A 16,291-nucleotide genomic window follows, 5' to 3' on the forward strand; every position below is an offset into this window, starting at 1 on the left:
TGGATGCGCTTACAAATGAAGGGTATTTTTTCCGCTAATATATTTACAAAAAACGAGTCTATGTTACTATGAAAAGGGTGAATAAGTAAAATTTATAGTTTTATCTTAATATGAAGGAGTTACAAAGAATGAAAAAAGTTAAAAAGGCCATTATACCTGCAGCGGGATTGGGAACTAGATTTTTGCCCGCAACGAAGGCAATGCCTAAAGAAATGCTGCCAATAGTGGACAAACCAACTATTCAATATATTATAGAAGAAGCCGTGAGAGCGGGAATTGAAGATATAATCATTGTCACAGGAAAGAATAAACGAGCGATAGAAGATCATTTTGATAATGCATACGAACTAGAGAATAACTTGAGGGATAAAGGGAAATTCGATTTATTGGAGAAGGTGCAATACCCATCCAATTTAGCTAATATCCACTACATTAGGCAAAAAGAACCGAGAGGCCTCGGACATGCTGTTTGGTGTGCACGTAACTTTATTGGTGATGAGCCTTTTGCTGTCCTTTTAGGCGATGATATCGTAGAAAGCGATGTGCCCTCCCTACGCCAATTAATCAACGAATATGATGCGACAGGTTCGTCCATAATTGGAGTGCAGCCGGTAAATGAGAACGAAACACATAGATACGGCATTATTGACCCGCTTATGCAAGAAGGCAGAAGATACGAAGTGAACCGTTTCGTTGAAAAACCAAAGCAAGGAACGGCACCATCCAATTTAGCCATCATGGGAAGGTACATACTGACCCCGGAAATATTCGATTTCCTAGCCAAGCAGGAAACAGGGGCTGGCGGTGAAATCCAGTTAACGGATGCCATCCAAAAACTGAATGATATCCAAAAAGTCTTCGCTTACGATTTTGAAGGAAAACGCTATGACGTCGGTGTTGTCGATGGCTTTGTGAAAACGACAATTGAATTTGCCCTGCAACATCCAGATTTAAGAGACGACATTATAAAAGTAATGGAAAATATCCTCGAACTGCACAAGACAGTGGACAAATAAACTTTTACTGCCAAACATAATCATACTGAATTTATTAAGTTTTAATTTAATAGAGTAATTATTTTTATAAAATCTCCAACTATTGATCATTCATAGTTGTTATTTTTGGTTAATGGAAGGCAAACATAATTTTGAATGATGAATATAAATCCATAAAAGGGGATGCCTATTTAGTGAATAAGAAGGTAATAAAAAGAAAAGTCGATTTCCTCAAACAGCCGATCGCCAATTTCCTAATGAAGGAAAATCATCAGCGTGTAAATAGATATGCAAAGTATTATGAGAAATTAAGCGTACAAAAAAACACAATTCTATATGAGAGTCGTGATGGAAACAGTATGACTGACAGTCCATACGCGATGTTTAAATATATGGTGGAAAATCCAGACTATCAAGATTTTATGCACATTTGGTCCATCCAGGATTTCCGTGTTCTCTCAGGTGTAATAGCGAAGTATAAGGATATGCCGAATGTTCAATTTGTTCAACGTAATTCAAAGGAATACTTAAAATGGTTGGCAACAAGTGAGTATTTAATCAATAACTCCACATTCCAGTCGTTCTTCATCCCTAAAAGCGATCAAATTTACATCAATACTTGGCATGGAACGCCCCTTAAGAATATGGGCTTTGATATACCTGGTAACCCTTCGGTCTCCCAAAACGTTGTCAGGAACTTTTTGAGTGCAGATTTCATTTTGAGCCCTAATGCCCATACCACCAACATATTTACACATAGCTATAAGTTAAATGGATTGTATAAAGGTGAAATTATAGAAGAAGGATATCCGAGGATCGATTTGACGCTGAATACGAATCCGGGGGAGTATAAGGAATATCTAAGAACTCTAGGTTTGAAAATCAGTGATGCTAAGGAAAATATTTTATATGCTCCGACTTGGAAGGGGACGAATTTGGCCAAAGTAGATAACGATCTTCTTCAAATCATTGCAGATATTAATTATTTACAAAGTCAAATTGGTGAACAATATAACCTATTTATTAAGGTGCATCCATTTCTATATAAAGAGGCTGCCAAGCATTCGGAAATCAAGGATCGACTAATACCTGACCATGTGGATACAAATGAATTGCTTTCTGCAGTTGACTTGCTTATCACGGATTATTCCAGCATTTTCTTTGATTACCTTGTTACCGATAAGCCCATTCTATTTTACACATGGGATACGGACGTTTATGCAGAGGAAAGGGGACAATATCTCCAAAATGACGAACTCCCGGGACCAATGCTTTTTAACTCAAAAGAATTGGCACTAGCCATTAAAGATATTAAAAATGTGAAATTGAGATATTCCGATAAATATAAAAAAATGCAGGGGAAATTCACAAACCATGAGGATGGAAAAGTAACAGAGAGAATAGTCAATAAAATTTTCAATAAGTCTACGAAACAACTAAACACAATTACTGGGCTGGATTCCGCAAAGGAAAAAATATTAATTTACCCGGGCGGATTGAGGGATAACGGAATTACATCCTCTTTCCTTAACTTAATGAATAATATTGATTATGATAAATATGATGTCAGCTGTTTTACTGCCACTCCCCACTCGCACGAGGTTTTGAAAAACATGGGCAAGGTTAATAAGAATGTGCGCTTTCTATTCAAACCTGGCCTGCCTGTGTATAAATTTTTGGAAGTATACAAAGACAAATTCATCCATAACAGAGGGGAAAGAGGTTTCCTAGGGAAGAAGCTTTACCCGGAAAATGCCTATAATAGAGAGCATGCACGTTTATTCGGTAAAACAAAGTTTGATTTTGTTATCGATTTTAGCGGTTATAGCCATTATTGGGCTAAATATCTGCTGACGGCAGACGCAAAAAAGAAAGTTTGTTATATGCATAATGATTTGCTTTCTGATAGTGAGCGCATCATTAATGGAAAGAGACCTCACCGTATTAATTTAAGAGGGATTTTTTCGGTATACAATCGATTTGATAAACTGGTAAGTGTTTCTGAGGGAACGATGGAATTAAACCGAAAGAATCTATTGGAGTATGCAGACTACGATAAATTTGATTATGTAATGAATTCTATCAACCCGGATAAAATCCTTCAAATCGAGTCAAATGAATCTGAAGTTATCGAAAATGATGAAAAGGCACTGTTCACAGAAAACTTCAAAGCAAGGGCGATATTAAGGGATGTTAAGGATAATCAAGTTTGGAATACCCTTCCGGGAATTTCGAATGCCACTCAATTTCCACTGGAAGAACGATTTGAAGACGCTGAAATCGTGATTTCGAGAAAAGCCTATGCTGATCAAAAGACTTTTTACAAATTCAGTCATAACAATCAAGTAATTGGCTGGATTAGTGAAGAAGCTGTGGAGCTGTTGCCAGACAGTATCATTTATGAAAAAGAAGTCGATAAAATTGCGAGGTTAGTAAGACCTCGTTCGAACTATATTTGGTCCTTGCCGTACAAGGTTGAAGGAACGTACAAAGTTTCCGGCAGTCATGATTTTAAAGGGATCATTGTAAAAGTCGATAGGGAAGCAAAAACCCAGCATTCGATTTATAGCAGAATATCTGTAAAAAACAAGATAATAGGGTGGATAGATAATTCTGCTTTATCCATGCTTGAACATTGTACAATCAATGAAGACATGAGCTTTAATGACAAGCTGCAAATCATGATGAAAAGAAAGTATATAATATCCAGAAACTATAAAAACAATAAAAAATTCATTGATAAGATTGAGAATAGAACGCTAAAGGAAATAAACACCGGTAATCAGAAGTACGGAAAAATAACCAACCCGGAAGACCATACAATCTGGACGAAGGCTTATCCGAACTACAAGGCTAAGAGAGTGAGCAAGGCAATCGATTTTGAAGGGCAAATCGTCAGAATCATAAAGTATAACAGAACCAACAAAGGCGGCTATTACCTTTTCGAAATCGATAATAAGAAAATTGGCTGGTTAAATACGGGGGCATTCGAAATCATAGAAGAGCCAATACTGTTAAAAGAACGGGAAGTGCGCGGCACTGCCGAAATTAACTTAGGCGATTATAATATTTGGGATAAGCCTTATGGACTGCAAGATGCCATGGTCTTGGAAAATGGGCCAACCTTTAATGGCCGGATCGTGAAATTCGATAAAGAAGCGATTACTCAACTTGGTACTTATGCCCATATATTATTGGACGGGATATCTATAGGTTGGATCGATAAACAGGCGTTAATCGTACAAGAGGTGCATGGATTGGAAGTGAATAATCAATTCGTTCCATATCCTGATGAAAATGATTTTAACTTTGTCAATATGGGAAGATTATCTCCTGAAAAAGGTCAAGATAATTTGATTCGTGCATTCGCAGGATTTCATGAGAAACACAAAAATAGTAAACTGTATATTTTAGGACAAGGACCTTTAAAGGAAGATTTGCAGGCAATCATTGATGACCTGGACTTAAATCATTCCATTCATCTTTTGGGTCAGCTTGAAAATCCATTTTCGTTCATGGAAAAATGTGACTGTTTCGTTCTTTCCTCACATTATGAAGGGCAGCCTATGGTATTATTGGAGGCAATGACCTTAGGAATGAAAATCATGGCTACTGATATAGTGGCTAACCGAACCGTTTTGGAAAACGGTAAATATGGTTTACTTGTTGAAAATAGCATAGATGGACTGGAAAAGGGCTTATCTACTATGGTTAGTAATGATAATCCTAAACTAGCGAAGTTTGATTACACCCAATATAATGGATTGGCCATGGAAACTTTCAATAAATGCCTATAAAATGAGGGAGGTTCTTTTAATTAGACCTCACACTAATGACATATATAGGTTGCAAGATTTGTTAATGATTCATTTAAGCTTAAAGTAAAAGGGGAAATTCTATATGATTTTGGTCGTTGGCGGTGCAGGATATATTGGAAGTCATCTTGTAAAAGAGTTAGTGAATACTGAAGAGGTAGTCATTCTGGATAATCTCTCTACCGGTTTTCGTTCGCTGGTCGATTCGAAGGCCATCTTGGTGGAAGGAAATTTAGGTGACGAAGCGGTTTTGAATGAAATATTCCTTAAATATCCCATTAAAGCTGTTATGCACTTTGCCGCTAATAGCTTAGTTGGTGAGTCTGTTCAAGATCCTTATAAATACTATGAAAATAATGTAGGTGCAACTCTTACATTATTGAATACCATGCTCAAGCATGATGTTAAGAATTTCATTTTTTCATCAACGGCAGCTACATACGGGATACCGAATGTTGATATGATTGATGAAGATCAGCCAACCAATCCGATTAATCCATATGGTCGCTCGAAACTGATGGTAGAGCAGATCTTAGGAGACTTTGCAAAGGCATATGGACTCCATTATGTCGTCCTGCGTTACTTTAATGCGGCCGGAGCACATGCATCGGCAGAAATCGGTGAAAGCCATGATCCGGAAACACACCTGATTCCGATCATTTTACAGCATTTATTAGGTCAACGTGAGAAGATTTCCGTGTTTGGTACGGACTATGACACAGAAGATGGCACTTGCATTCGTGATTATATTCATGTAACGGATTTAGCTCAAGCTCATATAATCGCGCTTCAAGCCCTATTATCCGGGAAGAAGGATACGGCCACCTACAATCTTGGGAATGGAAAAGGGTTTTCGGTTAAGGATGTAATCGACACTTGTGAAAAAGTCACAGGAGTGAAACCGACCATAGAGTATGCAGACCGTCGCCCTGGAGATCCAGCCCGTCTGGTTGCTTCGGCTAATAAGATATATGAAGAACTTGGATGGAAAGCGTCGATAGATTTGGAAGAGATCATTGAAAGTGCGTGGAAATGGCATAAATCTCAAATGAATTAAAGGCCCCTTGGGGCTTGATAGTCGTTTCAGACTGTAGACAAACTCGAAGAAAAGCGAGTTTGCCTACAGTTTTTTTATTTGAAGAAAGTTGCAGTTGATTTCAGAAATCCGCTTTCTTTCCGCCGACTGTCCGCCATGCCTCATCAAAGCAAGCGCCTGCGGGGTCTCGGCTAGCCATTAATTCGGCAGGAGTGTCGCAAATTTCTTCAATCCATTGAGTTTTCATTTCATATAACACAGTGAAAATCAGGTAGTATAACCAAGTTATTTTAAAATCATGGTCCGCGGTTATTCGCCCTACCCCACACTTTATTCGACCGTTCACGAATTTATTCGGGCTTCACACACTTTATTCGACATTCTAAGCTTCCAGTGCTTTCTGGATTGATTTTTTCATGGCTTTTACAAAATTCCGGCGTGTTTCATCGGTTAATTCCAACAGGGAAAGATAGGGATTTAAATCTTCTAGTTCTACTAATAAAAGTTCACCTTGCTCATTCCGGCACGCATCAACTCGTTGGATGCCCCAATCAAGATTGTTCCATTCAATAAATCGTTTAGCAAAAGCCAGATCTGCTTCAGTAGGTATATATTCTTCTAATTCCCATCTTTTCTCTTTATCTGGAGCATAAAGGGCATACTGAAATTCCATATCGATAAAATAAAATGAGACCTCATACTCAAAGTTGATAAATGGCTGTACCAATATGTTCTTTGATACCGAATCCATTTTATCTCCCAATTCTTCTTTCGTGGAAAATTCCAAACCGATGGAATCCGCTCCATCTTTCGGCTTTACTATATACGTTTCCACATTAGGAAGTTTATTTAAAGATTCAAGTGTATCGATGGTCGGAATGACAGGGAATTGAGCATTCGTCAGTTCAATTAAGTATTCTTTCCCGTTCATATCAGCCTTTCCAACAAATGAATTGTACGTTTTCAAATAACCAGCAGCCACTCTATTACGGAATGCTAGATACTTATCTTTAAAATTCGCGACTGGACCTGCATTTCGAAATACGATTAGGTCAAAATCCTTTTCAAACGTTTCAATGTCTTCAGGATGGCAAAGTACTAACTGAAAATCTTCTCTAAGCTTCGAGGTAAGGAACAAATCCTCCTCATAATAATTTCTTCCTTTTGCTTCATAGTATAAATCCGTTACGAATAATAGTGTCTGCATGACTCCTGCACCAGCTTTCCCGTTATTTTCATTGATTAGGATAAAAACAAAAAATCCCGTCTCATTAAGAGACGAGATTTGAACTCGCGGTACCACTCTTGTTTAATAAAATGCTTCGACAGCACATTACTACCCTTTACAAACGCACAATAATACGTTGTCCTATATAACGGGGGAAACCGGTAAAGCTTACTAAAGATTCGGCTTTACTTCTCAGGGATGATCTTCGGTTATATTCTGGACACTGGCTTTCAGCAAAGCACCAGCTCTCTTTGGAACAGAAACTATAACGTACTCCTTCCCTTCATGGAATTTTACAATTAGATGAATTTGAGTAATTATACAATAGTCAGAAAATTAAATCAATGGTTCTTTCACTGAGTATAGGACGAAAAAGGGATTTTGATTGAGATATAGAATTACTATTCAGGAGAAGCACCATTCATTTAATAGGAGATGTTAGATTTGAAAATGGTAAGGGTTTTTCATTACGATGCGTTCAGCAGTAAACCGAATAAAGGAAATCCAGCAGGTGTGGTTTTAGATGCGGATGGACTGACGGAAAAGGAAATGCAGGATATAGCGCTGAAGGTGGGGTTTAATGAAACCTCTTTTCCCATGGAGTCCGATATTGCCGATCTTAGAATCCGTTATTTTACACCAGGACACGAAATGAATCTTTGCGGACACGCGACAATGGCTACCATCCATGCACTGAAGACCAGGGGATTATTGGATAAAGATGAGCTGATGATTGAAACAGGAGCGGGAATATTGCCAATCAAGATCCATACGACGGCTGATCAAGAGATATACATTACGATGAAGCAGGCCGCGCCACAGTTTGAAGCGTTTAACGGAGATAAGGGGGGCTTAGCCAGTTCCCTGGGCCTTGATATAGAAGATCTGGAAAGTGAATTACCTATTGTTTATGGAAGTACAGGTTTATGGACTTTACTGGTTCCGGTAAAAGAACGGAATTCATTCAAAAGGATGAAGGCGAACAATAACCTGTTTCCGCAATTATTAAAGGAAATGCCAAGAGCTTCTGTTCATCCCTTTTGCTTGGAAGCCTATGATAAGGATGCCCATATGCATGCCCGGCATTTTTCCTCGCCATTTTCAGGTACGCTTGAGGACCCGGTTACAGGAACTGCTTCAGGTGTAATGGGGGCTTATTATGCAAAATACATAAAGGATGATCTTGAAGATGAAGTGCACCTGTTAATCGAACAGGGACATGAAATCGGAAAGGATGGCAGAGTTCGCGTTACGGCTACCAAAAACCATGACACATATGATATTGAAATCACCGGGAATGCTGTCTACGTTAAAGAATTTGAAGTGGAAGTCTAAAGGTTCATGCAGGGGAGGATGGGCGGTTGAATGTTATTCATATCTGAAATGGTATAGTGAACACGTAAAAACCCTGTGCTAAGACGTTTCATGTCTTAGCACAGGGTTCTTGATGAATCATTCTCCCATGCTCATTCCTTTTAAAACGACCGCAGTCAGAAACACGGTCACGCAAAGGATAGAGGTGGATACGACAATCGCTATCGGTAAAGTCATTGGAAATTCCTCCTTAGATGATGGTCACGCCGCTAAGATCAACCTTAGCTCCATGTAAAAAGTTGTAAGTGAGTTTATCCATCGAAGCTCCAGTAAAGTCGATTTTCTTTAAATCGGACATCCGGAATTGAACATTGATGAGTGTGGCATCGCGAAATGATGCCTTTTTCAATGAAGAACCTTCGAAAATGGTTTGGTTGAATGTTTCCCCATCAAATATAAGGCCAGATAAATTACAGCTTTTAAAATGGGTTTTATTATAAATGCTGTTCTTGAAAGTTACGCCTTTTAAATTTGCACTTTTAAATAAGGTACCAGTTAAATTGGCGTTTTCAAAGATACAATTATCTAAGTTACTGCTTTTAAATGTGCTGTTCGTCAGGTCGGAATGGCTGAAGTCGGAACGGCTTAAATCGCAGGAATTAAACTTCCCATCATGCACCGAAACCGAGCGAAAGTCGGAATCCAATAAGCGGTGCCTGGAATAGTCCATGTTTATCGCCTGCTCAAGCACATTATATTGAAGATTGAGTGATTCCATGAGCTCTGATACTTCCCCAATCGAATCCACAGTCAGCTTATAAGCTGACTGCTCACTGGCACCATTCCTTCTATGGTCATTGTATTTTTCCAGTAAGTTTTGCAGCAATTCTTCTTCCAATTCCTTTGCTGTTTTTGCACTTATGTACGGGGCAAAAATGCTATGAACATGTGTATGCAGTTTTTCAATCACATTTCATCTTCCTTTCTTATAGGAGGCGCTCAAGTATTAGTTTGGCCTGCTCCCAATCATTTTTATTTTGGGTATATGTGTCTTCCCCGATCGGGGTGATTTTGTAATATTTCCTTCTTCCGCCTTGTGTGGCATCACCCCAATAAGAGATGATGCATCCGTCCTTTTCCAGACGTTTTAAGCTGGAATACATCGTCGCTTCTTTAATTTCATATTGCTCATTGGAATTCATATATATCAGTTTGCTGATTTCATAACCATATTTATCGCCACTTTGCAGGAGTTTTAGAATCATCGTATCTACATGTCCGCGAAGCAAGTCAGAGGATAGTTGTCGTTGAACCAAATCCTCACCTCCTTTGGTATATCTTATAATATATTACTATGACAGTCAAGGTAATTTGGTTACTATGGTTCGTGCAGTTTATTCTTTATGAAAAGAAACATGTCCGTTTTCGTGGATCACTGCGTCGCATACTATTTTTAATTTTACTAATTTGCCAGATATAATATCCGCTTGGAAGGGATTGATTATGCTTTGTAGAAGAAATATGTAAGGGGGTGGGGATGTTGAATAATTCGTGGAATAAAGTGATTTATAAGGTTTGGTCGCCGATTTATGACAAAATCTTCAACTCTCTTCTCTTTTTAGATGCCAGGAAAAGAATATTTGAAGAGATGCATTTTCATGATGATGCAAAGGTTCTGTTTGTGGGTGTAGGAACGGGGGCAGATTTGGAGCTGATCAAGAACCTTGACCTTGAGATAACGGCGATAGACCTGTCAGCGGATATGCTAAAAAAAGCGATGGAGAAATTTGATAATACATCGATCAATTTCCTCGAGATGGATGCACAGCATATGGAATTCGAGAATGAATCGTTTGACTATATAGTGGGAAGTTTGGTCCTTTCCGTCGTACCTGATGCCAATGATTGTCTTCAGGAAATGATCAGAGTTTTAAAAGAGTATGGAAAAATAATACTATTCGATAAGTTTATTTCTAAAGATGAAGTGCTTTCACTACCCAAAAAGCTTCTGCGACCCATCATTAGATTTTTAGGAACGGATATCGGCTTGCGGTTTGAGGACTTGTTCAGTAGACATGATAAGAATATGAAAATTGAAGAAGATCGACCGATCATGCTGAATGGAATGTATAGAAAGATAATCATCAGTAAACGGATGTAAGGGGAAGATGGCGGAAGCATGTTTCAGAAGTGGATTTGGAGTCGGATTCAAAGACATCAGGATACATCATAGAGCTGAGTTTTGTTGTTTGGAAGCGAACCTGTCTCCTCTTTTTCTACGCTGACTAATGGGGGGGGCTGTTAAGCCTGATCCGCTGTAAAGAGCATGTCATGTTTGACATGCATATATAAAACCCATGTCTTCCCTAACGTGGATATTGAGCTGCTCATCGGGTTATTAAGTAAGAATGGATCATACCATCAGAAGATAGTTTGAAGACATCTTTGATACCTTTAAATTCCAATGACCAGTATATAAACAACAAGGTCCAATAGTGTCAGAACGTCATACGTAACGCATTTTTGATGCAGCTGTTACATAGGCATTAGCCGAAATCAGTATAATTAACAAGTGGGATACAATGGGAAGAGGTGATGGTTTTGTCGGAGACGATTACAACCTATGAAGATCTATTGAATATGCTGGACTCGCTATTGCGAGAGCCGACTGGATTCTGGAATGGTTTTTATGAAGACCGTGAAAAAGGGGTTCCCTTTTTCGAAAATTTCCCTGATGAGAATTTGGTTGCATATTTTGATAGTGGGTTAATTGTGCCAGGAAAGGTTCTTGAGCTTGGGTGCGGACCTGGAAGAAATGCCATTTATCTCGCTCAAAAGGGCTGTTCCATTGATGCGGTGGATCTTTCGAAGGAAGCCCTTGAATGGGGAAAAGAACGAGTGGCAGATAAAAATGTGCACGTGAACTTCATTCAAAGCAATATATTTGATTTGGATATTGAGGAAGGGCAATATGACTTCGTGTATGATTCAGGTTGTTTTCACCATATTGCTCCTCATCGTAGGATCAATTATTTGGAGATGGTGAAAAAGGCGTTAAGGCCTAAGGGGCTGTATGCGATTACTTGTTTTGTCGAAGGCGGCATATTGGGTGGTGCTGACATTTCTGATTGGGAGGTATATAGGCAAAGAAGCCTCAAAGGCGGATTAGGTTTTACTGAAGAAAAACTCAGAATGATCTTCAAGGAATTTGAAGTGGTGGAAATACGTAAAATGAGGGAAATGGAACAAACGGATGAAACCTTTGGGGTGCAAGGTTTATGGACGGCTTTATTTATGAAAAATTGATTCTCATAAGATAGGCGAAATGAGTTTTAAACGGAGGATCTGGGATCAGGTCCTTTTTTTTATAAAGAAAAGGGGGGGATTTGTTAACAAAATATAAAAATGGTAAACTAAAAAATAAAATGTGGTTTGGGTGAACGTGGATTTTCCAGAATAATAGATGAAGGTTCTCAATCTTTTTTTGAAAAAACAGTGGTTGTATGGTTTCAAAAAAAAGCTGGGAAGGTATATGAAAAGAGGGGCAATTGGGCATCAGGTCATGACATTTCATGTATTGAAGAGGTTATCTTCGATGCTTTTCCTTAGTTGATAAAAAACTTTAACTTTCAATACCTGACAATGCTGATTTCAGTATTTAGCTGCATTGGATTTATTGATTGCTGAGACCAATTGGAATGCTATTTTATAAAAAAAATAGGTGGAGAAACTTATGCACAGAAATAAAGAACTATATTCCTTTTTATTGGGTGTGGCAGGACAATTGACTGAGGATTGGTACGCAACATTGAATAAAAACGATAAGGCGGGGGTTTATAGCTCACCTGATCCCAAAGTGATCAAAAAACTTAAACAACAAAATAATGAATTCCATTTACGTTTCTTTCAGGTCTTTGATACAGAGGAAAGGGAATTCTTTAAGCAGCTTGGTGAGTGGATTGAAGATATCGGTCAGGATGAGCAGCATTTAAAAACACCCATCTATTTTATATTGAGGGAGTTTTTTCGAACGCAAGAGCAATACCTGGATTATATTGACCGATTTGTAGGGTTGCATGGAGATCAATATACCCAGGAAGAAATAAATTCCTGGTACCGGATAGTTGTGAAGGTGTTCAGTGAAGTGATGGAGAGGTTTACGGAAGCGAATCATAGATATGCCAATAAAATCATGAAAGCCCAACAAGCAACGATCGATGAATTGAGCACGCCCATCATTTCCCTTAAAGATAACATGGCGTTGCTTCCCCTGATAGGCGATATTGACACGACGAGGGGCATGTCCTTGCTTGAAAACACATTACAAAAGTGCGCTGAAAAAAATGTCACCAGGCTTTTCATTGATCTATCGGGCGTTCATGCAATAGATAGTGCAGCCGCCCACAAGCTGTCACAATTGATTGAATCCTTACATTTGATCGGAATCCAAACAACCCTTTCAGGACTTCGTCCGGAAATAGCGATGACTGCCGTTAAGCTTCACCTGCCTTTTGATAAAGTGACGATAAAGTCCACTCTTGCCCAAGCGATCAGTACGATAAAATAATACATACATATCCAGGGCATGGGGATGCTCGTTATAAATTTCATCGAGAAGACCGCCATATGGCGGTCTTCTCGCATGTATAAGTGATGCTGCATTCAAAATGGGTACCGGGCTCCATAAAGCAAGAGCCGGAACCTGCTGGATTATTCAATATTGGCAAAGATGGCTAGATCTTCTTTGTTGCCAACCACTAAAAGCAAATCTTTTTCATGGATATCCTGATCTGGTGAGGGTGCTATGATAATTTCTCCATTACTCACGATGGCAATGACGCTGATATTATATTTTGCACGCAAATCTAGCTCTCTGAGGCTTTTTCCCTTCATGCTCATGGGGAGGATGATTTCCTCGATATTATATTCTTTAGAGAGCTCTATATAGTTCAGCATGTTAGGGGAAAGGAGCTGATTCGCGACCCGTTCCCCCATATCCCTCTCAGGATAGATGACCCAGTCGGCACCGATTTTAGTGAGCACCTGACCGTGATTTTTATTGAGTGCTTTGGCAATGACCTTTTCGACCCCAAGCTCTTTTAAAAGCAAGGTAGTTAAAATGCTCGATTGCATGTCATTTCCGATGGCTACGATGACACAATCGAAATTACGGATTCCGATTGCTTTCAATGTCTCTTCTTCAGTCGTATCCGCCATGACCGCATGGGTAACGCTCAGTTCCGAATTCTCGACTCTTTCCTCGTTGACATCAATACCCAATACCTCTTGGCCGGCCGTATATAATCTATGGGCCACACTGGTTCCGAATCTGCCTAAACCGATCACGGCATATTGTCGTTTTCCCATCTTTTACACTCCTCATTTATGATTAACCAATCATGATTTTCCCTTTTGGCCGGCGGAACGAATCTGGTTTGCGCCTCATAGTGATAGCAAAGGCCAAAGTCAATGGACCCACACGGCCTGCAAACATCGTGAAAATGATGAGCATCCGGCCAACAGGTGATAATTCTGGGGTCAAACCCATTGAAAGTCCCACGGTGGCAAATGCTGAAGTGGCTTCGAATAAAATCATCAAGAAGTCAGTTCCGCTTTCAGTGATGGCCAGCAGAATGGAGATGATTGAAACCATGAATACGCCAATGAATGTAACGGATAATGCTTTAAAGATCGTTTCACTCACAATGCGGTGACGGAATAATACCACATCACCCTTTCCTTTAATCTGAGACCAAACCGTTCCAACAAGCGTTGCCAATGTAGTTGTTTTAATCCCGCCGCCAGTCGATCCGGGTGAAGCCCCAACGAACATCAAGAAAATGATGAGCAGTAATGTAGGCTGAGTTAAATCAGGGATATTCAGCGTATTGGAGCCTGCCGTCCGTGGTGAAACCGATTGAAATAGAGATGACAGCATTTTACCCATGAAAGATAAAGGCTGCAATGTCTTGGCATTGCTGAACTCGAATAAAAAGATTAAAATTGTACCGGCAATCGTGAGGGTCAAGCTAGTCGTCAGAACTATCTTCGTATGTACGGATAAACGATGGGTATTCCGATATTCGTATAGTTCATTCATCACGATAAAACCTATCCCGCCAAACGTGATGAGGAAGGCGATGGTAAGTGTTACGAATGGATCCGATACATAAGGGGTCAAACTCCTGAATTCCCCCATTAAATCAAAGCCGGCATTATTGAAATTCGATATGGAATGAAAAAACCCGTAATAGACTGCCTTGCCGATTGGCATGTCAAAAGAAAAGCGAATCGATAAGATAAGGGCACCCAAGCCTTCAATGATCGCCGTGAAAATTAAAAGCCGCTTGACTAATTTGACTACACCCGCCATGGATAGATTATTTAAGGACTCCTGCAGAACTAATCTGCCTTTTAAAGAAATCTTTTTGCCTAATAATAAAAAGAAAAACGTCGCAAATGTCATGAAACCTAAGCCGCCTACCTGAATCAGTGTTAAGATGACCAACTCCCCAAAAGTGGTGAAGGTCGTTCCCGTATCGACTACGACCAGTCCTGTTACACATGTAGCGGAAGTCGAGGTGAATAAAGCATCCAGAAAAGAAAGGCCATTTCCATTTTCTGTGGAAATCGGCAGGGTCAATAAATAGGCCCCAATAAGTATCAAGATGGCAAAGCCGAGTACAAGTATTTTTGGCGGATCCAATTTTGTCATTCTCAAATGATCATCCCTACCCATAAAAATATTGTGTAAAACTGTATGATATTTTAATCATCAATCTTCCGAATCTTTTTAAGGCATAATAAAAAGACCTGCGAAAACATCGAGCAGCTATTTTGCCACAAAAAGCGTGCAAAAAAGCTCCCGAAATAGGCGGTCTTATGACCTCCTTCGCTTTAGCCGACGAAGTTAGCTGACGGGTAGGATGGCGAAAGAGCTGATCTCATCCCTTCTGCAAGGCAGAATTAACCCCAAATGATTGGGTCCTCCGTACTCAATTCCTTTGAGTTTAGGCCGAAATGCATTAAATTGATAAACGTATTCTACTCCCATCATTTAGCAGTTGTAAACCCCTAATTGGTAAATAAATATTTCTTTAACAAGACTGAAAATTTACGTTTTATTTACATTTTAAAAACGTATTGACAAATATTAGTTAGCACATTATGATAGGTTCGATTAATCCGATTATGATAACCAGCATCGATGTACTTTATTCAATACTTTTAAGCAGAACATGTCATTGCCAATCAAAATTTCTAATATATAAATTATGTTTCTTTTGTGAATTATAAAGAAAAAAAGCATTGCATTCGTATTTAAAAATTCAATACATTTTATTAAAAAGGCGGGCAATTATGGAGAAGACGTTCAATAGATATGTTATTAATGCTACAGGCAAGGGTGGCCAGACATATTTAACACAATGCCAGGATAAAGATGCACTAAGGAAATGGATAGCCGATCATGAGGATCAAATCATCATGAATGAATTAAGGATAACGGATAAGAAAAAGAATCCGTTTTTAAAATTGTTTTCCCTAAGGTAAATTAACTGAATCCAACATTCACTAGCGGTATTCAATTATGTAATCCCTGTGTTCTATCCAGGAACGCTGAGCGAAAAATCCATATCTTGTTTTGCTTTGAAACTCATTTATTTTGAATGAGTTTTTTTGTGTTGTTTACAATAGTAATCCATTGATGTTAAAATTTAGCAATAGTTAATGTGGACGTAAATAGGAGAAAAGTAAATGAAATGACCACTTTCCAAAAGAGCCCCGAAAGCAGCAGAGTATAGGAAGGGGATGTATGGTGACACGCAGGGGTGGCACCGCAAATTGATCTCGTCCCGAGACGCATTTCTTTGGGACGTTTTTTTTATTCTTTACGGTCAAAGGA

The 16,291-nt window shown here is 39.1% G+C and carries 14 protein-coding genes, 1 riboswitch and 1 other annotated feature; of the genes, 8 read left to right on the plus strand and 6 right to left on the minus strand.

What is annotated here, in order from left to right:
* Positions 1-128 precede the first annotated feature (128 nt).
* The 3 genes from galU (at position 129) to galE (ending at position 5,867) form a co-directional block, all read left to right on the plus strand.
* The gene (gene galU, locus BS1321_RS15945; RefSeq protein ID WP_063236336.1) at positions 129-1,016 is read left to right on the plus strand and encodes a UTP--glucose-1-phosphate uridylyltransferase GalU; all 888 of its coding nucleotides are present in this window, start codon (positions 129-131) and stop codon (positions 1,014-1,016) included.
* Positions 1,017-1,189: 173 nt separating this feature from the next.
* Complete coding sequence (locus BS1321_RS15950) at positions 1,190-4,792, plus strand: CDP-glycerol glycerophosphotransferase family protein (RefSeq protein ID WP_063236341.1); 3,603 nt, start codon at positions 1,190-1,192, stop codon at positions 4,790-4,792.
* Positions 4,793-4,895: 103 nt separating this feature from the next.
* Positions 4,896-5,867, plus strand: a complete 972-nt coding sequence (gene galE, locus BS1321_RS15955) for a UDP-glucose 4-epimerase GalE (RefSeq protein WP_063236335.1) — start codon at positions 4,896-4,898, stop codon at positions 5,865-5,867.
* Positions 5,868-5,967: 100 nt separating this feature from the next.
* Here galE and BS1321_RS28515 read toward each other — a convergent pair whose 3' ends face one another.
* Entirely contained in the window at positions 5,968-6,093 is a 126-nt protein-coding gene (locus BS1321_RS28515) for a hypothetical protein (protein WP_257790323.1), read from the minus strand.
* Between the two features lie 135 nt (positions 6,094-6,228).
* Entirely contained in the window at positions 6,229-7,053 is an 825-nt protein-coding gene (locus BS1321_RS15960; protein ID WP_063236340.1) for an ATP-grasp domain-containing protein, read from the minus strand.
* Positions 7,054-7,117: 64 nt separating this feature from the next.
* Positions 7,118-7,370: a binding site (T-box leader), on the minus strand.
* Positions 7,371-7,518: 148 nt separating this feature from the next.
* Here BS1321_RS15960 and BS1321_RS15965 point away from each other — a divergent pair.
* The gene (locus tag BS1321_RS15965; protein WP_063236334.1) at positions 7,519-8,409 is read left to right on the plus strand and encodes a PhzF family phenazine biosynthesis protein; all 891 of its coding nucleotides are present in this window, start codon (positions 7,519-7,521) and stop codon (positions 8,407-8,409) included.
* A gap of 229 nt (positions 8,410-8,638) precedes the next feature.
* On the opposite strand, the gene BS1321_RS15970 is transcribed toward BS1321_RS15965, so the two are convergent.
* Both BS1321_RS15970 and BS1321_RS15975 read right to left on the minus strand, forming a co-directional pair.
* Positions 8,639-9,358 carry a pentapeptide repeat-containing protein gene (locus tag BS1321_RS15970; protein WP_063236333.1) on the minus strand — a complete coding sequence of 240 codons (720 nt, stop codon included), beginning with the start codon at positions 9,356-9,358 and terminating at the stop codon, positions 8,639-8,641.
* Positions 9,359-9,374: 16 nt separating this feature from the next.
* Positions 9,375-9,653, minus strand: a complete 279-nt coding sequence (locus BS1321_RS15975; RefSeq protein ID WP_375781433.1) for a PadR family transcriptional regulator — start codon at positions 9,651-9,653, stop codon at positions 9,375-9,377.
* A 275-nt stretch (positions 9,654-9,928) separates the two neighbouring features.
* On the opposite strand from BS1321_RS15975, the gene BS1321_RS15980 reads away from it, so the two are divergent.
* The 3 genes from BS1321_RS15980 (at position 9,929) to BS1321_RS15990 (ending at position 12,955) form a co-directional block, all read left to right on the plus strand.
* Positions 9,929-10,549 carry a class I SAM-dependent methyltransferase gene (locus tag BS1321_RS15980; RefSeq protein WP_063236339.1) on the plus strand — a complete coding sequence of 207 codons (621 nt, stop codon included), beginning with the start codon at positions 9,929-9,931 and terminating at the stop codon, positions 10,547-10,549.
* 440 nt (positions 10,550-10,989) lie between these two features.
* Complete coding sequence (locus BS1321_RS15985; RefSeq protein ID WP_063236331.1) at positions 10,990-11,694, plus strand: class I SAM-dependent methyltransferase; 705 nt, start codon at positions 10,990-10,992, stop codon at positions 11,692-11,694.
* 427 nt (positions 11,695-12,121) lie between these two features.
* Entirely contained in the window at positions 12,122-12,955 is an 834-nt protein-coding gene (locus tag BS1321_RS15990) for an STAS domain-containing protein (RefSeq protein ID WP_063236330.1), read from the plus strand.
* A gap of 143 nt (positions 12,956-13,098) precedes the next feature.
* Here the strand turns inward: BS1321_RS15990 and BS1321_RS15995 are convergent, their stop codons facing one another.
* Together BS1321_RS15995 and BS1321_RS16000 are read right to left on the minus strand one after the other, a co-directional pair.
* Entirely contained in the window at positions 13,099-13,755 is a 657-nt protein-coding gene (locus BS1321_RS15995; protein WP_063236329.1) for a potassium channel family protein, read from the minus strand.
* Between the two features lie 22 nt (positions 13,756-13,777).
* Positions 13,778-15,103 carry a TrkH family potassium uptake protein gene (locus BS1321_RS16000; RefSeq protein WP_063236328.1) on the minus strand — a complete coding sequence of 442 codons (1,326 nt, stop codon included), beginning with the start codon at positions 15,101-15,103 and terminating at the stop codon, positions 13,778-13,780.
* Between the two features lie 169 nt (positions 15,104-15,272).
* Positions 15,273-15,415, minus strand: a riboswitch (cyclic di-AMP (ydaO/yuaA leader).
* A 332-nt stretch (positions 15,416-15,747) separates the two neighbouring features.
* Here BS1321_RS16000 and BS1321_RS16005 point away from each other — a divergent pair.
* Entirely contained in the window at positions 15,748-15,939 is a 192-nt protein-coding gene (locus BS1321_RS16005; RefSeq protein WP_063236327.1) for a hypothetical protein, read from the plus strand.
* The last annotated feature ends 352 nt before the right edge of the window (positions 15,940-16,291 follow it).

The organism is Peribacillus simplex NBRC 15720 = DSM 1321, from assembly GCF_002243645.1.
In the GTDB taxonomy this organism is placed as follows: domain Bacteria; phylum Bacillota; class Bacilli; order Bacillales; family DSM-1321; genus Peribacillus; species Peribacillus simplex.

Bases quoted from the DNA above. Each gene is read 5' to 3' on its own strand.
- BS1321_RS15975 (WP_375781433.1), bottom strand. From the start codon at position 9,653: ATGATTCTAAAACTCCTGCAAAGTGGCGATAAATATGGTTATGAAATC.
- BS1321_RS15960 (WP_063236340.1), bottom strand. From the start codon at position 7,053: ATGCAGACACTATTATTCGTAACGGATTTATACTATGAAGCAAAAGGA.
- BS1321_RS28515 (WP_257790323.1), bottom strand. From the start codon at position 6,093: ATGAAAACTCAATGGATTGAAGAAATTTGCGACACTCCTGCCGAATTA.
- BS1321_RS16005 (WP_063236327.1), top strand. From the start codon at position 15,748: ATGGAGAAGACGTTCAATAGATATGTTATTAATGCTACAGGCAAGGGT.
- BS1321_RS16000 (WP_063236328.1), bottom strand. From the start codon at position 15,103: ATGACAAAATTGGATCCGCCAAAAATACTTGTACTCGGCTTTGCCATC.
- BS1321_RS15990 (WP_063236330.1), top strand. From the start codon at position 12,122: ATGCACAGAAATAAAGAACTATATTCCTTTTTATTGGGTGTGGCAGGA.
- galU (WP_063236336.1), top strand. From the start codon at position 129: ATGAAAAAAGTTAAAAAGGCCATTATACCTGCAGCGGGATTGGGAACT.
- BS1321_RS15995 (WP_063236329.1), bottom strand. From the start codon at position 13,755: ATGGGAAAACGACAATATGCCGTGATCGGTTTAGGCAGATTCGGAACC.
- galE (WP_063236335.1), top strand. From the start codon at position 4,896: ATGATTTTGGTCGTTGGCGGTGCAGGATATATTGGAAGTCATCTTGTA.